This window comes from Chryseobacterium indologenes, assembly GCA_016025055.1.
Taxonomy (GTDB): domain Bacteria; phylum Bacteroidota; class Bacteroidia; order Flavobacteriales; family Weeksellaceae; genus Chryseobacterium; species Chryseobacterium indologenes.
Window position 1 is genome coordinate 3,358,041 of sequence record CP065590.1, and the last position, 18,945, is coordinate 3,376,985.

Here is an 18,945-nt window from a genome sequence, read left to right on the forward strand (position 1 = left end):
ATATAGACAGTCTTAAAAATGGAAGGTAAAATGTTTCTTCACTCTTCACTCTTCAGATATAAAATCGATTCTGCTTTTTATGATGTCATGAAAAATTTCACACCAACTTATTTTTATTTAGAAACAATAAAAATTATCTTTGCAAGATTATAAAAACTATTACGTAGAAGAATGAAAAAGCAGTATGCATTCATAGGGCTGTTGGCATCGGGAATCCTATTTTCCCAAACAGCGAAGGATTCTATAACCTCTAAAGGCATTGACGATGTGGTGATCGTAGCCTCCAGAAAGCCCACCAAAATTTCAGAAATTCCTGGTACTGTCTGGGTCGTACAAAAAGAAAAAATACAGGAACAGGCAAAAAGTGGAGTTCCGATCAAAGAAATGCTCTCTATTTTAATTCCGGGCATGGATATTGGGCCTCAGGGAAGAACCAATTACGGACAGAATATGAGAGGACGTTCTGCACTGGTAATGATTGACGGAGTCTCATTAAACAGTATCCGTACAATCAGCCGTCAGCTGGATGCCATTGATCCTTTTAATATTGAAAGAATTGAAGTGCTCTCGGGAGCCAGCTCTATTTATGGAGGCAATGCGACAGGAGGAATTATCAACATCATTACCAAAACACCATCTAAAAAAGGAATCAGTGGGGAAACTGAATTGGGCATACGTACAGGTTTTATGGGAAAAGATGACCATGATTTCCGTGCGGCGCAGTCTATTGCAGGGAAAGGCGAAAAATTATTCGGTAGACTGGGAATTGCCTACCAGCAAAACGGAGGTGCTTATGGTGCAGATGAAAAACAGCTTTTTACAGACATTACCCAAACTGACCTTCAATACAACCAATCTATTGATATCTTAGCTACAGGAGGATATCAGTTCAATAATAAACATAAAATAACCGCTTCCCTTCAATATTATAATTCAAAATTCAATGGTGACAGGAGCTTGTTTTTGGGAGAGAATTTAAGTGCATTTACACAGAAGAAAGCATCGTTGCTAGAAATGAGAGACGGATTTTCATCTGATAAAAATGTAGGAACAGAAAGATATATGGGGACAATAGCCTATACCGGAAACGGAATTTTAGGAGGTCAGGATTTGTATGTGCAGTTCGCAACACGTGGCGAAAAACTGGGATTTTATCCTTTTCCGGGAAATATAACAATGAAGGACAGTAAAAAATTGGCTTATATGTCTTCTTCTCAGCAGGATACTTATTATTCCGGAATCAAGGCTTTGTTATCCAAATCATGGCGAGGACTGAATGTTACCTATGGAGCAGACATCGATTTTGAAAAGTTTGAAGGAAATCAATCGGTATATAACATTGCTAAAACGATGTCAAGTGGCGGATTGATCAATGAGACCCAATATAGATTAGGAAGATATCCTACCAATCATTCACAAAGTTATGCAGGATATGTTCAGGCTAAATATAATATTCTTCCCAAACTACAGCTTAATGCCGGGGTTCGATATCAGAATATCACTGTCAAAATGGATGATTTCGTAGGTTCTGAGCAGCAGACACAGGTAGCAATGGGCTATGGGCAATCTGCATCTGCAATTCCGGGCGGGCAAAGTTCTTACAACGTAACGCTGGCTAATGCCGGATTATTATATAAGTTTAATGAACAGCACCAGGTTTGGGGTACCTTTTCTCAGGGGGCAAGCCTCGCAGATCCGGCAAAATACTATGGTATCGGTAAGTATGAATTGCAGGGTGCCAATTGGAATGTGATATCCAGTATTAATGTCAAAGATCAGCCTTTACAAGCCATTAAAACCAATCAGTTTGAGCTGGGTTACCGTATTAATGAAGGAGGGTTGAGAGCTCAGATTGCAGGATTCATGAGTAATTCGGACAAAAGTGTAACGGTTGACAAAAAGACCTTCCAGATCCTTGTTAATGATTTGAAATTAAGAAATATGGGGATAGAGGCTGAAATTTCCTATTCCATGAATAACGGAGTTTATTTTGGAGCAAGCGGTCTTTTGATCAGATCTGAAGTAGATAATAACGGAGAATGGAAAAAACAGGAGATCTATAATGCTTCCCCCTCAAAATTGGTGACGTATATCGGGTACAATATCAATAGCTGGTCATTCAGATTCCAGTCTTTGCAGAATTTCAAACTGACTGATGAATTGAATAACGTCATTGACGGATATAATACTTCCGACCTGATGGTGGGGTATCGTTTCCGTTGGGGAAAATTCAATCTTGGAATCCAGAATATATTCAATACCGATTATCAGACCATATGGAGCAAGCGTTCCCAGGTTTTATATTCTTCTTACGGACTTCCGGAATTGTTTAATTATAAAGGAAGAGGAAGAACATTTAATCTGTCTTATACATTTGATTTTTAAAAATAAGGTTAAAGTGTTACTGCTTTAATCTGAATACTTTCCAACAAATCCGGTTTCCGACTAAAGAAATGAAACCGGATATTAACTTTAAAAATTCAGTTATGGCTAAAGTTTCAACAGGGCAGATCATTGCCGAAGTAACCAGAAAAGAATACATCACTGATCATTTTATCAGAGTGTATCTGTATTCGCCTGAAGTTCCTCAATTCAAAGGAGCTACTGTAGGTGATAACAATAAAATTGCAATTCCGCCGGTAGGATTGAATGAAATTCATTTTCCCACACTGGATGAAAATCATCAATGGGTGTATCCGCCGAAAGAAGTGGCACCGGTGATCAGGACCTATACCCACAGAGGAATTGATCTTGAAAAGAATGAGCTGATCATCGATTTTGTAGACCATGGAGACGCCGGGCCGGCTTCAAAATGGGTACGGGAAGCGGTAGCAGGCTCGAAGCTGGGGATCATGATGCGTATGAGCGAAAAAGAGCTGTATCCCGAAGCTGAATGGTATTTGCTGGTGGGAGATGCCACAGCAATTCCTGTATTAAGTGCTATTTTAGAAACACTGCCTGAATCAGCAAAAGGAGTCTGCATCATTGAAGTTCACGGGAAAGAAGACGAACAGCACCTTGAAACCAAAGCTGATATAGAGTTTACATGGGTGCATAATCCTGAACCGCAAAATACAAGCGATATTGCTGAAGTAGTACGGAATATTACCATTCCTGAAACCACGAAATTTGGTTATGTAGCCTGTGAATTTTCGAGCGTTAAAGAAATCAGAAACTATCTCAGAAAAGAGAGAAACTGGACCGCGAAAGAATTGTATGCCTATTCTTACTGGAAAGCAGGGGTAGCAGAAAATGAATCGCAGGCGGACAGACATAAAGAAAAGGATTCAATAGAATAGATTAGGCAACTGTAGCTCATCACTGCAAATCCTAAGACTTAAACTTTGAATTATGGCTTTCGAAGCTGTATCTTTGTACCTTTGACAACTACTATGAAAGATTTAATGGGTAGAGCAATCTGGGATTATTATCACAATAATACTCCTGAAGATTTGCAGACTGAAACTTCAATTTCTGAGCTGGATGAACTTCCGGTAGAATATTTATTCAGAGATTTTGATAATATGAATGCAATAGAGCAGAAAGCGCTTCAGCTATCCGAGGGAAAAGTCTTGGATATTGGAGCCGGAGCCGGATCTCATTCTTTGTATCTTCAGAATGAAAAAAATCTTGATGTTTCAGCATTGGATATTTCACCAAAGTCTATTGAAGTCTGTACACTGAGAGGAGTAAAAAAGGCTGTCGCTGAAAATATTCTCAACTTTTCGGGAGAAACTTTTGATACCATTCTCTTGCTGATGAATGGAACGGGAATTTTTGAAAGCCTGCCTAAAATTGATACTTATCTTCAAAAACTGCATACCCTGCTCAATGATAACGGACAAATCTTAATCGACAGCACGGATATTCTCTATATGTTTGACCGTGATGAAGACGGAGGAGTTTATATTCCGGCCGGAGGATATTACGGGGAACTGGATTATATTGTGCATTATAAAGGTGAATCCGAAGAGCCGATCAAATGGTTGTACCTCGATTTTAATACATTGAAAAACGCAGCAGTGAACAACGGCTTCAATATTGAAAAAGTACTGCAGGATGAGGATTCTTATCTGGCAAAACTGACTAAAAAATAAAATTATACAATAGAAACGGGTTGTAGCCCGTTTTTTTCATATCACGACAATTGCTCTATTACCAAAAGAAAAGGCTGCTTCAAAATGAAACAGCCTTCAATTTTATATCAATGGACAATTATCCGATCTCAATACCGTTTTCAACACTACTGTCATCCGGTGTTACGAAAGATAATTTACCGTCCGGTTTTGTAGTCAATAACAACATTCCCTGAGATTCAATTCCTCTGATCTTTCTTGGTGCAAGATTTAATAAAATCATTACCTGTTTTCCGATTACTTCTTCAGGCGTAAAGCTTTCTGCAATACCTGAAACTACAGTTCTTACGTCTACTCCTGTATCCACAGTCAGTTTTAGTAATTTATCTGCTTTTTCAACTTTTTCAGCTTCTGTAATCGTAGCTGTTCTTAAGTCTATTTTAGTAAAATCATCAAAAGTGATCTCCTCTTTCATAGGGTTGGCGTTAGGATTTGTTTTTTTATTGTTTTGTTTAGTTTGTTCAAGCTTCTGTACTTGCGCCTCAATTACTTCATCACTTATCATTTCAAAAATTAATTTAGGTTTGTTAATTTTTGTACCAGCAGCTAAAAATTCATAGTTTTCAAGGCTTAAATATTCCCATTTAGTTACCATAGGAACATTAAAGAGCTCTTGGATTTTTTTAGATGTAAAAGGTAAAAATGGTTCACATACGTTTGCTAAACAACCAACGACTTGTGAAGCTATATATAAAATAGTTTTTACTCTTTCGGGATCATTTTTTTGTAATTTCCAAGGCTCCTGATCAGCTAAATACTTATTTCCAATGCGAGCTATATTCATCATAACAGCCAAAGAATCTCTAAAATAATAATCTTCAAGTCTCGTTGAAATTCCATTAGAGTAATTGCTTAAATCTGTTAAAACTTGCTTATCTTCTGTTGTTAAATCTGTAGCAGGTGACGGAATTACTCCGTCATAATAGTTATTAACTAAAACAGCAACTCTGTTGATGAAGTTTCCGAAAATACCTACCAACTCAGAATTATTCTTCGTCTGGAAATCTTTCCATGTAAAGTTATTATCCTTTGTTTCCGGAGCGGAAGAAAGAAGTGCATATCTTAAAACATCCTGCTGACCGGGGAAATCTTCTACATATTCATGCGCCCATACTGCCCAGTTTCTTGACGTTGAAATTTTATCATTCTCAAGGTTCAGGAACTCAAATGCCGGAACGTTTTTAGGCATGATGTAATCTCCGTGCGCTTTCATCATCGATGGGAAGATGATACAGTGGAATACAATATTATCTTTTCCGATAAAATGTACAAGGTCACTGTCTTCACTTTGCCAGTAATCTCTCCAGTCTTTTCCGTTTTTCTCGGCCCATTCTTTCGTGAAAGAAATATACCCGATCGGAGCATCAAACCATACATAAAGAACCTTTCCTTCAGCGTTCGGAAGAGGAACAGGAACTCCCCAGTTCAGGTCTCTGGTCATGGCACGTGGTTTTAAACCGTCGTTTAGCCAAGATTTTACCTGCCCGTATACGTTAGGCTTCCAGTCGTCTTTATGACCTTCAATGATCCATTCATTTAAAAAGTCCTCATACTCATTTAAAGGAAGGTACCAGTTCTTTGTTTCTTTTAAAATAGGAACATTACCGCTTAACATTGATTTCGGATTGATCAGTTCTGAAGGAGATAGGGTAGAACCACACTTTTCGCACTGGTCTCCGTAAGCGTTTTCGTTGCCACAATTAGGACAAGTTCCTACAATATAACGGTCAGCAAGGAATTCTCCCGCCTGCTCATCAAAATATTGTTCTGAAACTTCTTCCGTAAATTTCCCTTTTTCATACAGAACCTTAAAAAAGTCCTTGCTCGTTTCATAATGATTTTTAGAAGTCGTTCTTGAATACTCATCAAAAGAAATTCCCAGATCTGAAAAGGATTTTTTGATGATCCCATGGTATTTGTCAACAATATCCTGTGGGGTTACACCTTCCTTTTTAGCTCTTATGGTAATAGGAATTCCATGTTCATCCGAACCACAGATAAACGCTACATCTTTTCCTAATCTTCTCTGAAATCTTGCGTAAACATCCGCAGGAATATAAACACCTGCCAAATGTCCTATATGAACCGGCCCGTTTGCATAAGGCAATGCTGCCGTAATCATCTTTCTGTTTGACATTTATAGTAAAGTTTTAACTGCAAAGATAAGGATTATCTCTTGAATACCGCTATTTGTGGAGTTATTATGATCTATAATGAATTTTCAGGACTTCTATATGAAATAAAGTTAAACATTTGTTTAACTTTTATGTTGCGAGAAGAATTATATTATGCAATGCATACTATCCAATAAATTATTGGACTTGAAACAACTAACTTATTTCGGTTTCGTAATATACACAATTTTAACTTAAATTATATTAAAATTATGCTAATTCTATTTTTTTTTAAATTGCGACAAGGCTTTAAGCCAAAAAAATCAATAAAACGAAACTATATTAAAAATAAGATTGTGAAGAATTTTACAACGGTATTAAAAGTTGCGCCCGCTTTTTTATTGGCCAGTACAATAATGCACGCGCAGACCACAGACTCTATCACGAAGGAGAAGAAGATCGAAGAGGTTGTATTGATCGGGTATGGGAAACAAAAAAAATCTGACCTTACAGGTTCCATTACTTCGGTTACAGCCAAAGACTTCAATGGTGGAGCTACTTCTGCAGGCCAGCTGATCCAGGGGAAAACACCGGGAGTACAGATTACCAATAACAGCGGTGCTCCGGGTTCCGGTACCAAAATCAGAATCAGGGGAACATCTTCGCTCGGGGGAGAAAACTCACCTTTGATTGTTATTGATGGCGTACCTCAGGATTTTGTCGGAGTAAACGGGGTGTCAGACCCTCTATCCCTGATTAACCCTAACGATATTGAAACATTTGATATCTTAAAAGATGCTTCTGCAACAGCAATCTATGGAAACAGAGCTTCCAACGGGGTAATTTTGATCACTACTAAAAAGGGAAGTGCCGGAAGATTCAAGGTCAACTTCTCAACAGTGACTTCACTTTCTACCAAAATGGGTAATGTAGATGTTTTAAATGCTGATGAGTTCAGACAATTTGTAAATACGTACGCTCCGGCCAACTATAAAACAAAGCTGGGGAACGCCAATACCAACTGGCAGGATGTAATTTATCAAACAGCATGGGGAACAGATAATAACGTGTCTTTCTCAGGAGGTATCAAAGCCTTACCTTACCGTTTATCGATAGGCTACAACGAACAGAATGGTATTGTAAGATCCAATTCATTCAAAAGAACTTCCGTAGGTCTGAACTTAAACCCGAAATTCTTTGATAACCATTTATCAGTAAATGTAAATGCAAAAGGTACCTTTACCGACAACAGATTTGTTGACGGAGGAGTGATAAAAGCAGCTACGTATTTTGATCCCACACAACCTGTATACTCAGGAAACTCCAAATATGGGGGATATTACGAATGGCTGGATAATAACTCTCCCAACGGATATAATGTGAACGCAAGCTCAAATCCACTGGGAATGATCGATGGACTTCGCGATGTTTCTTCCGTAACCAGAGGGTTAGGAAATATTCAGCTGGATTATAAGTTCCATTTTCTGCCGGATTTGCATTTTAATGTGAATGCAGGTTACGATTATACCAAAAGTGAGGGGCATAAAGTAAAAGACGCCAGATACAGAATAGGATACGAAGATAAAGGAAGTGAAAACTTCTATTCCATGGAAAAGAAGAACAAGTTGTTGGAAACTTATTTTAACTATACTAAGAACATTTCTGCCATTAATTCAGGAGTAGATCTTACTGCCGGATATTCTTATCAGGATTTCAATATCATCATTCCGGGAGCAATGACTTACAGAGGGATCGGAAATAATACAAAAGATGTAGATTTCGAAAGCAGGAATACCTTGATCTCTTTCTATGGTAGAGCTATCTTCACCATTGCAAACAAATATGTTATTTCCGGATCAATCCGTAGAGACGGTTCTTCCAGGTTCTATAACCTGACCCGGGATAATGTTTGGGGAGTATTTCCCGGAGTATCTTTAGCATGGAAGCTAAACGAAGAAAACTTCATTAAAAATATTTCAGCGATCAGTACTTTAAAACTGAGAGCAGGATGGGGGAAAACAGGACAACAGGAACTGCCGGCACTTGGGGTGAATGGTAATAAACCAAATAACTACCCGGCACTTGGAGCCTACAACCCAAGTAATCCTGGAGCTTATTATCAGTTTGGTAACGAATATTATTATATGTTCCGCCCTGCCAACTTCAATCCGAATCTTACTTGGGAAACAACCGTTACCAAAAACATAGGATTGGATTTTGGTTTTGCTAAAAACAGGGTAACAGGATCCATTGACCTTTTCAGAAAAGATACCAAAGATTTATTGGTATTTGCTGATGAACCGGCAGGAGGCCTGAGCAACGCCAGCTGGCAGAATATCGGAGATATGAAGAATGAAGGGATTGAAGGAAGTGTTACCGTAATCCCTGTTAAAAATGAAAATACAACCTGGGAACTGAGCTTTAACGCAACCCACTACAAACCCATCATTACAAAATTGAAAGACAGAGGAGGAGAGTCCTTTAATATGGAAGTAGGAGGTATTGAAGGAGGTTCAGGAAACAGAATTCAGGCTCATGCCGTAGGATATGCTCCTAACTCATTCTGGGTATATCAGCAGGCATATGATGCAAGTGGAAACCCGATCAGTGGAGGTTACGTAGACAGAAATGGAGATGGGGTCATCAACACAAAAGATATGTATTACTACAAATCGACAACTCCGGACGCTATCTTAGGCTTTTCGACCAAGTTATCACATAAGAAATGGGATTTTGCACTAAGTGCAAGAGCAGTGCTAGGCAACTATGTATATAATAATGCGGCTTCCAACAGTTCTTTAAAGTCTGCTTCTACCAACGAATATCTGCAGAACGTATTCTCATCAGCCGCTGATTATAAGTTCTCGGATTTCCAGTACAGATCTGACATTTATGTGGAAAATGCATCATTTTTCAGACTGGATAATATCAATATCGGATACAACTTTGGAGAAATATTCTCAAAAGGAAGTAATCTGAAAGTGTATGGTATGGCACAAAATGTTTTTGTGATCTCTAAATATTCAGGCTTAGATCCTGAAGTATACGGCGGGATAGACAACGGATATTATCAGATGCCTAAAATTTATTCTATAGGCTTTAACTTTCAATTTTAAATAAGAAGCAAGATGAGACTTAATAAGATCAGACTTAAAAATATAGTATTGCCAATTTCCGCGGCATTTCTTTTGACAACAGCGGCTTCATGCCTGAAAGACCTGGAAAGAGAGCCGGTAACGGATCAGATTGGAAACAATATATATAAAGATTTCTCCAACTACAAAAATGTATTGGCCAAGCTATATGGTGGTCTTGCCATGGGCGGACAGATCAGTGGTGACGGAGATCAGCCGGATAGTGATATTAACGGGATTAATGGGGGCTTTTCCCAATACACAAGATTGCTGTATACCCTTAATGTTGTGACCACCGATGAAGCCGTTATCGGTTGGAATGACGGAAACCTGCATACCATGCACAAAATGACATGGGATGCTTCGAACGAATTTATTGCAGCAACATATTACAGAATATATACGGAAATTGCATACTGTAATGAATTTTTAAGAAATGTTACAGATGAAAAGCTGGGCACGAACAATATTACAGGGGATAACCTTACCCAGGCAAAACTAATGAGAGCGGAGGCCCGTTTCTTGAGGGCACAATCTTATTTCCATGCGCTGGATATGTTTGGAAACGTTCCATTTGTTACCGAAGCTTATTCTCCGGCAGTGACAACCCCGCCTTCAAGAATAGAGAGAAAAGATTTGTTCAAATATATCGAAACCGAACTTTTGGCTATCGCTGATGAATTGAAAGATCCGCGAACAAACGAATACGGAAGAGCAGATAAAGCTGCCGCATGGGCTTTACTGGCAAGACTGTACCTGAATGCTGAAGTGTATACCGGAACTCAAAGAAATACAGATTGTATTACTTACTGTAATAAAGTAATCGGAGCAGGATACTCTTTAAAACCAAAATATGAAGACCTGTTTTTAGCGGATAACAACATCAGCAATTCTGAGCAGATTTTAAGTGTAAACTTTGACGGAATCAATACACAGACCAACGGAGGAACTACTTACATGGTGCATGCAGCGGTAGGAGGCGAAATGAAAGCGGCAGACTACGGAATCAACGGCGGTTGGTATGGGCTGAGAGCGACCAAGTCATTTGTAGGCTTATTCCCGGCTAACGGAAGTGATAAAAGAGGAAGATTCTTTACCCAGGGACAGAATCTTGAGATCAATGACCTGGCATCTTTCACCGATGGTTATGCATTTATAAAATATAAAAATGTTAAAAGCAACGGATCTCCGGGAGCTCATAACAACTGGGTAGAAGCTGACATTCCTTTGTACCGTTTGGGTGATATCTATCTGATGTATGCGGAAGCAGTACTCAGAGGCGGAAGCGGAGGCAGTCAGGCTACAGCTGTTGAATATGTCAATAAACTTAGAGAGCGTGCCTATGGTGATGCCAGCGGAAATGTAACCTCCATCAATCTTGATTTTATCCTGGACGAAAGGGCAAGAGAATTATCCTGGGAAATGACCAGGAGATCAGATCTTATCAGATTCGGAAAATATACAACAGGTGCTTATCTGTGGCCATGGAAAGGAAATGTTAAAGAAGGAAAAGCCGTAGACAGTTACAGAAACCTGTTCCCGATTCCGACAAGAGACCTTATTGCTAATCCGAACCTGGTACAAAACCCGGGATATTAATACAAAATAAAATTTATAAAGAGTAAAAAACGCTGCTCTGTGCAGCGTTTTCTTTTCCTAAAGTTTAATAAATAGTCATTATGAAGAAAATTACAGTTGGAGCCCTTTTGCTCTCGATGATGTTTGTAGGTGTGAAGGCACAATCTTTAAAATCACCGGACGGGAAGTTTGAAATGAATTTTCAGTTGAAAGACGGGATTCCGTTTTACAATCTGAAATATAACGGCTCAGTAGTAGTGGAAGATTCTAAATTGGGGTTAAGATTATTTAAAGACAAAGCGATAAAGTTCGCTTCTGAAATAGCAAAACCGGAAGATGCAAAATTTGACTTAAATAACGGTTTTGCCAAAGTAGATGAAAAAAGAGATTCTAAAAATGAAACCTGGCAACCGGTGCTGGGAGAAAAGAAAAATTATATCAATAACTATAATGAATTGGCGGTAACGCTGAATCAGGCTTCAACAGACAGAAGTATCGTAGTGAAATTCAGATTGTTCAACGATGGATTAGGATTCAGATATGAATTCCCACAGCAGAAAAATCTGAACTACTTTGTGATCAGGGAAGAAGATTCTGAAATCGATTTTCCAACCGACATGAAAGCGTGGTGGATGGTTGCAGACTATGACTCCCAGGAATACCAGTATCAGGAGACAAAAGTTTCCGAAATTCCCGCAAAATGGGATAAAGCATTCGATGCCAATGCCTCTCAGACCTTGGTGAAAAATGCTGTTCAGTCTCCGCTGATGCTTAAAAAAGAAGGTAAAAATCCGCTGTATATCAATGTTGCTGAAGCAGCAGTGTTAGACTATCCGGCTTCACACCTGGAAGTAGATGCGCAGAATTTTAAATTCAAAACACACCTGACCGCTGACAGGCAGGGGGCAAAAGGATATATCCAGACTCCTTCCGTAACACCCTGGAGAACGATCATCGTGGCACCAAAGGCAGAAGAAGTGATGGATTCCAAAATGATCTTCAACCTTAACGAGCCTACAAAATATAAGGATACCTCGTACATTCACCCTACAAAATATATGGGTGTATGGTGGGAAATGATCATTGGCAAATCTCAATGGGCGTATTCTACTGCTGAAAACGTACATTTAGATAAAACAGACTTTACCAAGCTTACTCCGAACGGAAAACATGCTGCCAACAATACAAAAGTGAAGGAGTATATCGACTTTGCAGCAGAAAACGGATTCCAGGGATTATTGATTGAAGGCTGGAATATCGGTTGGGAAGACTGGTTTGGAAACTCCAAGGAATATGTTTTCGATTTTGTCACTCCTTACCCGGATTTTGATATCAAAATGCTAAATGAATATGCCCATTCTAAAGGAATCAAACTGATTATGCACCATGAAACTTCAGGTTCTGCAACGAACTATGAAAGATGGGCGGACAAAGCATTCCAAACAATGAATAAATATGGTTATGATGCTGTGAAAACAGGATATGTAGGAGATATCATCCCAAGAGGTGAGCATCACTACTCTCAGTGGACCGTCAACCATTATTACAGAATTGCTGAAAAAGCCAATGACTATAAAATTATGGTCAATTCCCACGAGTCTGTACGCCCTACAGGGGAAAGCCGTACCTACCCGAACTATATCTCTGCAGAAGCAGCCCGTGGTACGGAATATGAAGCTTTTGGAGGAAACAAACCCGATCACCAGACCGTTCTTCCGTTTACAAGATGGATGGGAGGTTCTATGGATTATACGCCGGGGATTTTCCAAACCAAGTTAGATTATTATTTCCCTGGTGACAAACGATTTGTGAAAACGACATTGGCTAAGCAGCTTGCATTATATGTAACCATGTATATGCCTCTTCAGATGGCTGCAGATTTACCAGAGAACTACAAAAAACATATGGATGCTTTCCAGTTTATTAAAGATGTAGCAGCAGATTGGGATGATACGAAGATTTTATCGGCTGAGCCCGGAGATTACGTCATCACAGCCAGAAAAGCAAAAGGTACTGAAAACTGGTTTGTAGGAGGTATTACAGATGAAAACAAGCGTGAGTACACAGTAGATTTCTCATTCCTGGATAAAGGGAAAAAATATGAAGCAACGATCTACGAAGATGGAAAGGATGCCGATTATATCGATAATCCTCAAAGCTACAATATCTATAAAAGGAAATTACCAGCAAATCAAAGATTAATTTCAAAATGGTAAGAAGCGGTGGTTTTGCCGTCTCTATTAAACCGGTAAAATAATCTGAAGAAATAAAAGACCGGGACTAACACCTTCTTTTAACCTGTTTTTTCCGGTCTTTAAATTTGTTGCTTTCTCATTGAATTCGGTGCTCTTTTGTTTATTTAATGAAAAAAAAATAATTAAATTGAAAAAAAAGTTTTGTTTTCTAAAATGTTTCTTTATATTTGGTAATGTAAGTAAAATTATTAATCAAAAACTAATTAAACATGAAAAAGAAAGTTCAAATTTCTAAAAACCTTGAACAAAAGGAAATTCTTAAAAAATCAATCCAAAACTCTGAAAAGAATGTAGACCTGTATAAGTCTATCTTTGGAGGAAGAGAGATTGATGCCGTAATCGGAACTTGTGGTGTAGTAGCTATTTCGGGAGCTTCTGCAGCTTACGACAGAGCTCACGACACTTTTTTAAGAGCTTAATAATTACTTTTTTATAAAAAATTTAAGTTCTTCGTTAGTCAAATAGCGAAGAACTTTATTATTGATAGAGATATGGTTACTTCTTTTGTTCTGAAGGTTGCAAGCAGATGCAACCTCAACTGTTCTTATTGTTATATGTACAATTTAGGCGATAAAACCTACTTGAAACAGCCTAAATTTATGTCCATAGACACGATAACAATATTCGCAGAAAAATTATTACGCTATAGCACTGAAAACAGCTTGAAAGCCTTTCAGATTGTATTTCATGGAGGTGAACCTCTGCTTTTCCCTAAAGAATTTTACAGGGAAGGTATCAGGATATTTACAGAAACCCTTCCCGATGCCTATTTTGATTTTGTTATTCAAACCAATGGAGTAGGCCTGGATGAAGACTGGTACAGCCTTTTTGATGAGTTGAACATCCGGGTCGGAATCAGTATGGATGGACCTAAAGAATATCATGATAAATACCGGGTTTTTCATAATGGAAAAGGATCGTATGATGAGGTCCGTCACGCCATTCAGATCGGATTGGATAAAGGGATGCATGGCGTTTTGTCGGTAGTGAACCTCAATATTAACCCTCAGGAGCTTTACCAGGAATTTAAAAATCTCAATATCCCGAGTTTTAACCTCCTTCTTCCGGATGGTCATTTTGATAAGTTGCCGGATGATATCCTTCCGGAAAAGATCAATACTTATGGGTATACTCCGTTTGCAGATTGGCTGATAGAGCTGTTCCGGATATGGAAAAATGATCCGGAAAGACCTAATATGAGATTTTTCAAAACGCTTATCCAGCTGGTTGCAGGTGAAGAAGTGGGAGATCAGATGGTAGGATTGAAAAAAATGGAGTAGCAGTGGTGGAAACCAACGGGAACCTTGAAGTTGCAGACTCTATCAGAGCCTGCTATGAAGGTATTACCCGGAATGACATCAATATTCATACCCATGAAATTGCTGCCATCCTCGAAGATCCGCTTTTTGATATCTACATCAACTCTCATCAGATGGTGAACGAAAAGTGCCTTCAATGCCCGATTTATGAAATCTGTGGCGGAGGATTTCTGCTCAACAGGTATTCTAACGAAAAAGGTTTCGATAATCCTACTATTTATTGTCATGACATGATAAAGCTGGTCACCTACATCCAGAATGACCTGATCGACAGTCTGCCTGAAGAGGCCTGTGAAAAAATGCAGCTCACCAGAGTTTCATATGATGATATCGTAGAAGAATTGGAAAGCATAGATTATGGTTTTCCCCAGAAAGAATTTAAAGAAAAATTATTAGCCTATAGTTTAGCATGAATTTAAAAGAAGGTATTAGAATTTACAATCAGCAGATTGAAAATATAGAAGGCCAGATCAGTATCAATTCGGGGGTTTTACCTGTTGATAACACCAATCCTGAAATCGAATACTATCACAATGCCTATTTGCCCAACCTGGAGTGGCGCTCACTCACAGATCCGGAGTATAAAAAAATTCTGACACCTGATGAGGATGGCAGAATGTTTAACACGTTGGGAATGGGGACCGTTCCGCTATCGTTGGAAAAGTTGTTTAAGAGCCTTAAACTTAATGAATGTGAATCCCTTTTTGACGTGCCGAAGCAGTTTGAAAAAAATGAAGATCTTATTAAAAAACTGAATGACGAACTCAACGTCTTTTTAGAGCAGAAATCTTCAGGAGGAAAATATAAATTTCACAGAATCGCCAGGTCACTGCCTGATATGCAGAGTACGACTTTTCACCACACAGGTCAGAATACTTTTAAATATACAGGATTACACATTGATAAAAGTATTTCATTTACCCCTCACACCGCTTACAAATCAGATAACAGAATTTCCATTAATATAAGCGCTGAATCAAGATTCCTTTACTTTATTAATCTTACTTTAAGGCAGATCTACACTAAAGTTCAGAAAAAATACACCGGAAAAATTACTTCAGAGAATATTGTGGAAGAATTTTTTAAACTTTATCCGGATTATCCTGTAGTAAGGCTGGAGATTAAACCTTATCAGTATTATATCGCCCCAACGGATAACTTTATTCATGACGGAACGACATTAGGAAACAAATTTTTTGATATTACGATGGTTTATACAGGAGTATTCGACAGATACTAGACACACTTGCCAATAGTAAAATATGACATATGGAAAAACTAAAACCGGGAATTAAAATTTACCTGAACGGAAAAGAAGACACTGTTCTTATCAATTCAGGCACGATACACCATTCAAAGCAGGCTCCCAACGAACTGATTTTTAAAAATGAAAAATTTATTCAGCAGTACGAGGCAGAAGCGCATCTTCCTAAAAGAGACTGGCGTATACCGACTGAAGAGGAATATAAAATATTTACCGGAAATCATAAAAATAAAAAGGATTACAACTCTGTTTTTACCGGAGAAATGCCCCAAAATTTAAAAGAGCTTTTCGTTAAACTTGACTTACATTCCGCGACCTCAGAAGCTGAAGTATTTGAAAAATTCAGGGAAAATGAAGCATTGGTCCATGAGATGAATATCAGACTCAATGCATTTCTTGAAAGCATTTCCCTAGCCCCGTTTAAATTTATGAGCCTTGCAGCCAATTTTGCCAACAGTGAAATTGTCTCTTTAGACAAAAGAAAGCTGCCGGACGGGTATACCATTCATGATATCAGGTTTATAGGAGTGCATAAAGACAGTTCTAAAGATATGACTTTACACACAGCTCATAAATATGGCAACCGTATTGCCTTTAACCTTGGAAAAGAATCAAGATATTTACTCATTATCAACCTCTCTATGCTTCAGGTGTATGATATGATCAAAAAGAAAATCGATATCAGGGAAAACGAAGTCAACAACAAAAATATTACAGCGTATTTTCTAAAACTTTTTCCTGATTATCCCGTTTTAAGAATAGAGCATAAGCCTTATCATTATTATATTGCGCCTACGGATAATTGTTTCCATGACGGATCTACCATGGGAAGTACGTCCCTCGATATTCTTATGACGTATCTAGGTAAATTTTTAATATAATACCGAACTTTATGATGAAATATACATTCACTTTTTTATTATCATTTTTATCGGTTATTCAGATCATGGCACAGAAAAAACTCCCGGTACTGAAAGCGAATTCCTCAAAAGCAATTTTTATTGAAGAAGATAACGGACTGAAAACGGACTGGAATATTGATCCGTCTGTGAAACCCGATGTATACACCGTTTCCCGGATCATCGATGGCTCGAAGACGATCAAGGTAAAAACAGATATTGATTCTATCAGGATAAAAATAAAAAAGGGGAGAAAAAAGACTTTATCATACTTCTGAAAGGAAAAGACTCATGTTTTACCAGGATCGAAAGTGTACCCTCTAAAGATTTCAGTAGGACGACGCCCCGCTTTTCATGATACGATCCGTCTGGGGATTAATGAGCAGAATACCATGTTTGTAAAAGCAGCTTTGAACAAAACCGACTCTCTTACCCTTAATTTTGATACTGGAAGCAGCAATCTTTCCCTTACCCAGGAAACACTACAGAACAAAATTAAACAATCTTTAAAATCAGGTGTGAATATACTTTCCATCGGAAACAAAAATTATCAGGATTTCAGGATTTTTAAAGTGGAATTAACCGGGCATGGAACAGATGGGAGGTTCGGCTGGGATCTTTTTGACGGAATGGTAGTAGAGCTTGATTACGACCTGGGAAATATGATCGTTCATTCCCAACTTCCTGAAAAAGTAAAAAAAGACAAAGCCTATGAAAAACTAAACATTACTTTTTATGATAAATTATTTTTTGTCGAAACCACCATTCAGCAGGGTGCCGTAAAGAATAAAGACTGGTTCCTCTTTGATACCGGTTATCAGAGAACGGTAATGCTGGATGGCCCTCTGCTCAAAGAACAAAAATTTCCTACTGATCAGATGAAGATTATAAAAAAAGTCATTATGAAAGGCGCCAAAGGAAACGAAATCCCTGTTGTGACAGCCAACCTTGAAAGTCTGAGTCTGGGAAAATACAGCCTTAAAAATATTCCTGCACAGCTACTTTCCGAAAGCAGGCCGGTGAATGATAAAAAAATGAATATTCTGGGGAATGAAATTCTTAAAAGATTTAATGTTTTCCTGGATTTTCAAAATAATATGGTGTATATAAAGCCCAATAAACTGTATAATGAAAGCTATATTGAAAAGCAATAAACGGTCATAATAAATATTATTCCTTAACTTTATAATCCTTAATGGTTTTACCTTTAAGGATTTTTTATGTGGAAATTTTCTATTTTTAATGTTGATGGCTAAAATTTTTAATAAACAAAATGTTTTTCTCCTGCTCCTCATCGGAATGGTTTTCATGGGATACCTGATCCCTTTTCGTGAATCTTATAATTCTTATTTTAATCTTTCAGCCTTTATAGATTGGGGAATTGCAGCTATTTTTTTACTGTATGGTCTTAAACTCAACCTTAAAGAAGTAATTAAAGACATTACCAACTGGAAGCTGCATTTGCTTATCCAGTCAGGTACATTTATTCTATTTCCTCTGTTGGTGCTGATCTTTTATCCCTTGGTGAAAGGATCCGCATATCAGGAGATCTGGCTTGCCATATTTTTTCTGGCTTGCCTGCCTTCTACCGTTTCATCTTCGGTAGTAATGGTATCTATTGCTAAAGGAAATGTAACTTCTGCGATCTTTAATGCCTCCATTTCCGGTTTGATTGGTATTGTGATGACTCCGCTTCTCATGAGCTTTTTCTTAACTTCTGAAGCAGGATCGGGAAACCACGGAGACGTGTTGCAGCAACTTCTGATTAAAGTTTTATTACCCATTATTCTCGGAATCTTATTGAATCCGGTTTTTAAAAAGTGGGTAACAAAATATTCAAATAGTATCGCGGAATTTGACCGATTGATTATTTTACTCATTGTTTACGAAAGCTTTTCAACGGCATTCATAGAAAATATTTTCAGCTCAGTTCCTCCGGTGACCTTTCTGATTCTCGCATTCAGTGTCGTTTTCCTGTTCTTTACAGTATACAATATTCTTAAGTTGATTGCCGGTAAGATGGCCTTCAAAAGGGAAGATATCATTACAGTAGCTTTCTGCGGGTCAAAAAAATCCCTTGTCCACGGAAGTCTTTTCCTGTTGGTTTTAGGTATTCCTGAGGATAAAAAAGTCTTATTTCTGCTTCCTGTCATGGTATATCACAGCTTTCAGTTGTTTTACGTAAGCTGGCTGGCAGGCAAAATTGCAGAAAAATCTTCAAAAATTAACCCAAGCTAGCACCAAAG

The 18,945-nt window shown here is 38.1% G+C and carries 12 protein-coding genes and 2 pseudogenes; 13 read left to right on the plus strand and 1 reads right to left on the minus strand.

Annotated elements, in window-relative coordinates; all coding sequences use genetic code 11:
• Positions 1 to 171 precede the first annotated feature (171 nt).
• The 3 genes from H3Z85_15465 (at position 172) to H3Z85_15475 (ending at position 4,097) form a co-directional block, all read left to right on the plus strand.
• A complete protein-coding gene (locus tag H3Z85_15465) occupies positions 172 to 2,385 on the plus strand; it encodes a TonB-dependent receptor (GenBank protein QPQ50790.1) in 2,214 nt (737 codons plus the stop codon).
• Positions 2,386 to 2,486: 101 nt separating this feature from the next.
• On the plus strand, positions 2,487 to 3,299 hold the full coding sequence (locus tag H3Z85_15470; protein QPQ50791.1) for a siderophore-interacting protein: 813 nt from the start codon (positions 2,487 to 2,489) through the stop codon (positions 3,297 to 3,299).
• Positions 3,300 to 3,392: 93 nt separating this feature from the next.
• Entirely contained in the window at positions 3,393 to 4,097 is a 705-nt protein-coding gene (locus tag H3Z85_15475) for a class I SAM-dependent methyltransferase (protein QPQ50792.1), read from the plus strand.
• Between the two features lie 118 nt (positions 4,098 to 4,215).
• On the opposite strand, the gene metG is transcribed toward H3Z85_15475, so the two are convergent.
• Positions 4,216 to 6,273, minus strand: a complete 2,058-nt coding sequence (gene metG / locus H3Z85_15480; GenBank protein QPQ50793.1) for a methionine--tRNA ligase — start codon at positions 6,271 to 6,273, stop codon at positions 4,216 to 4,218.
• 333 nt (positions 6,274 to 6,606) lie between these two features.
• Between metG and H3Z85_15485 the strand changes: the two genes are divergently transcribed.
• The 10 genes and pseudogenes from H3Z85_15485 (at position 6,607) to H3Z85_15530 (ending at position 18,937) form a co-directional block, all read left to right on the plus strand.
• Positions 6,607 to 9,366, plus strand: a complete 2,760-nt coding sequence (locus H3Z85_15485) for a SusC/RagA family TonB-linked outer membrane protein (GenBank protein ID QPQ50794.1) — start codon at positions 6,607 to 6,609, stop codon at positions 9,364 to 9,366.
• A gap of 12 nt (positions 9,367 to 9,378) precedes the next feature.
• Positions 9,379 to 10,983 carry a RagB/SusD family nutrient uptake outer membrane protein gene (locus tag H3Z85_15490; GenBank protein QPQ50795.1) on the plus strand — a complete coding sequence of 535 codons (1,605 nt, stop codon included), beginning with the start codon at positions 9,379 to 9,381 and terminating at the stop codon, positions 10,981 to 10,983.
• Positions 10,984 to 11,063: 80 nt separating this feature from the next.
• Positions 11,064 to 13,219, plus strand: a pseudogene (locus H3Z85_15495) (glycoside hydrolase family 97 protein).
• Positions 13,220 to 13,426: 207 nt separating this feature from the next.
• A complete protein-coding gene (locus H3Z85_15500) occupies positions 13,427 to 13,636 on the plus strand; it encodes a hypothetical protein (protein QPQ50796.1) in 210 nt (69 codons plus the stop codon).
• Positions 13,637 to 13,771: 135 nt separating this feature from the next.
• A complete protein-coding gene (locus H3Z85_15505; protein QPQ50797.1) occupies positions 13,772 to 14,497 on the plus strand; it encodes a radical SAM protein in 726 nt (241 codons plus the stop codon).
• 5 nt (positions 14,498 to 14,502) lie between these two features.
• Positions 14,503 to 14,949 (plus strand): hypothetical protein, encoded by a 447-nt coding sequence (locus H3Z85_15510; GenBank protein ID QPQ50798.1) that lies wholly within the window; start codon positions 14,503 to 14,505, stop codon positions 14,947 to 14,949.
• Positions 14,946 to 15,776, plus strand: coding sequence for a hypothetical protein (locus tag H3Z85_15515; protein QPQ50799.1), 831 nt, complete (start codon positions 14,946 to 14,948; stop codon positions 15,774 to 15,776). The genes H3Z85_15510 and H3Z85_15515 overlap by 4 nt, the downstream gene beginning before the upstream one ends.
• A 29-nt stretch (positions 15,777 to 15,805) precedes the next feature.
• Positions 15,806 to 16,681 (plus strand): hypothetical protein, encoded by an 876-nt coding sequence (locus H3Z85_15520; protein ID QPQ50800.1) that lies wholly within the window; start codon positions 15,806 to 15,808, stop codon positions 16,679 to 16,681.
• A gap of 14 nt (positions 16,682 to 16,695) precedes the next feature.
• A pseudogene (locus H3Z85_15525) lies at positions 16,696 to 17,853 on the plus strand (aspartyl protease family protein).
• A 94-nt stretch (positions 17,854 to 17,947) separates the two neighbouring features.
• On the plus strand, positions 17,948 to 18,937 hold the full coding sequence (locus tag H3Z85_15530) for a bile acid:sodium symporter (protein QPQ50801.1): 990 nt from the start codon (positions 17,948 to 17,950) through the stop codon (positions 18,935 to 18,937).
• Positions 18,938 to 18,945: the final 8 nt, after the last annotated feature.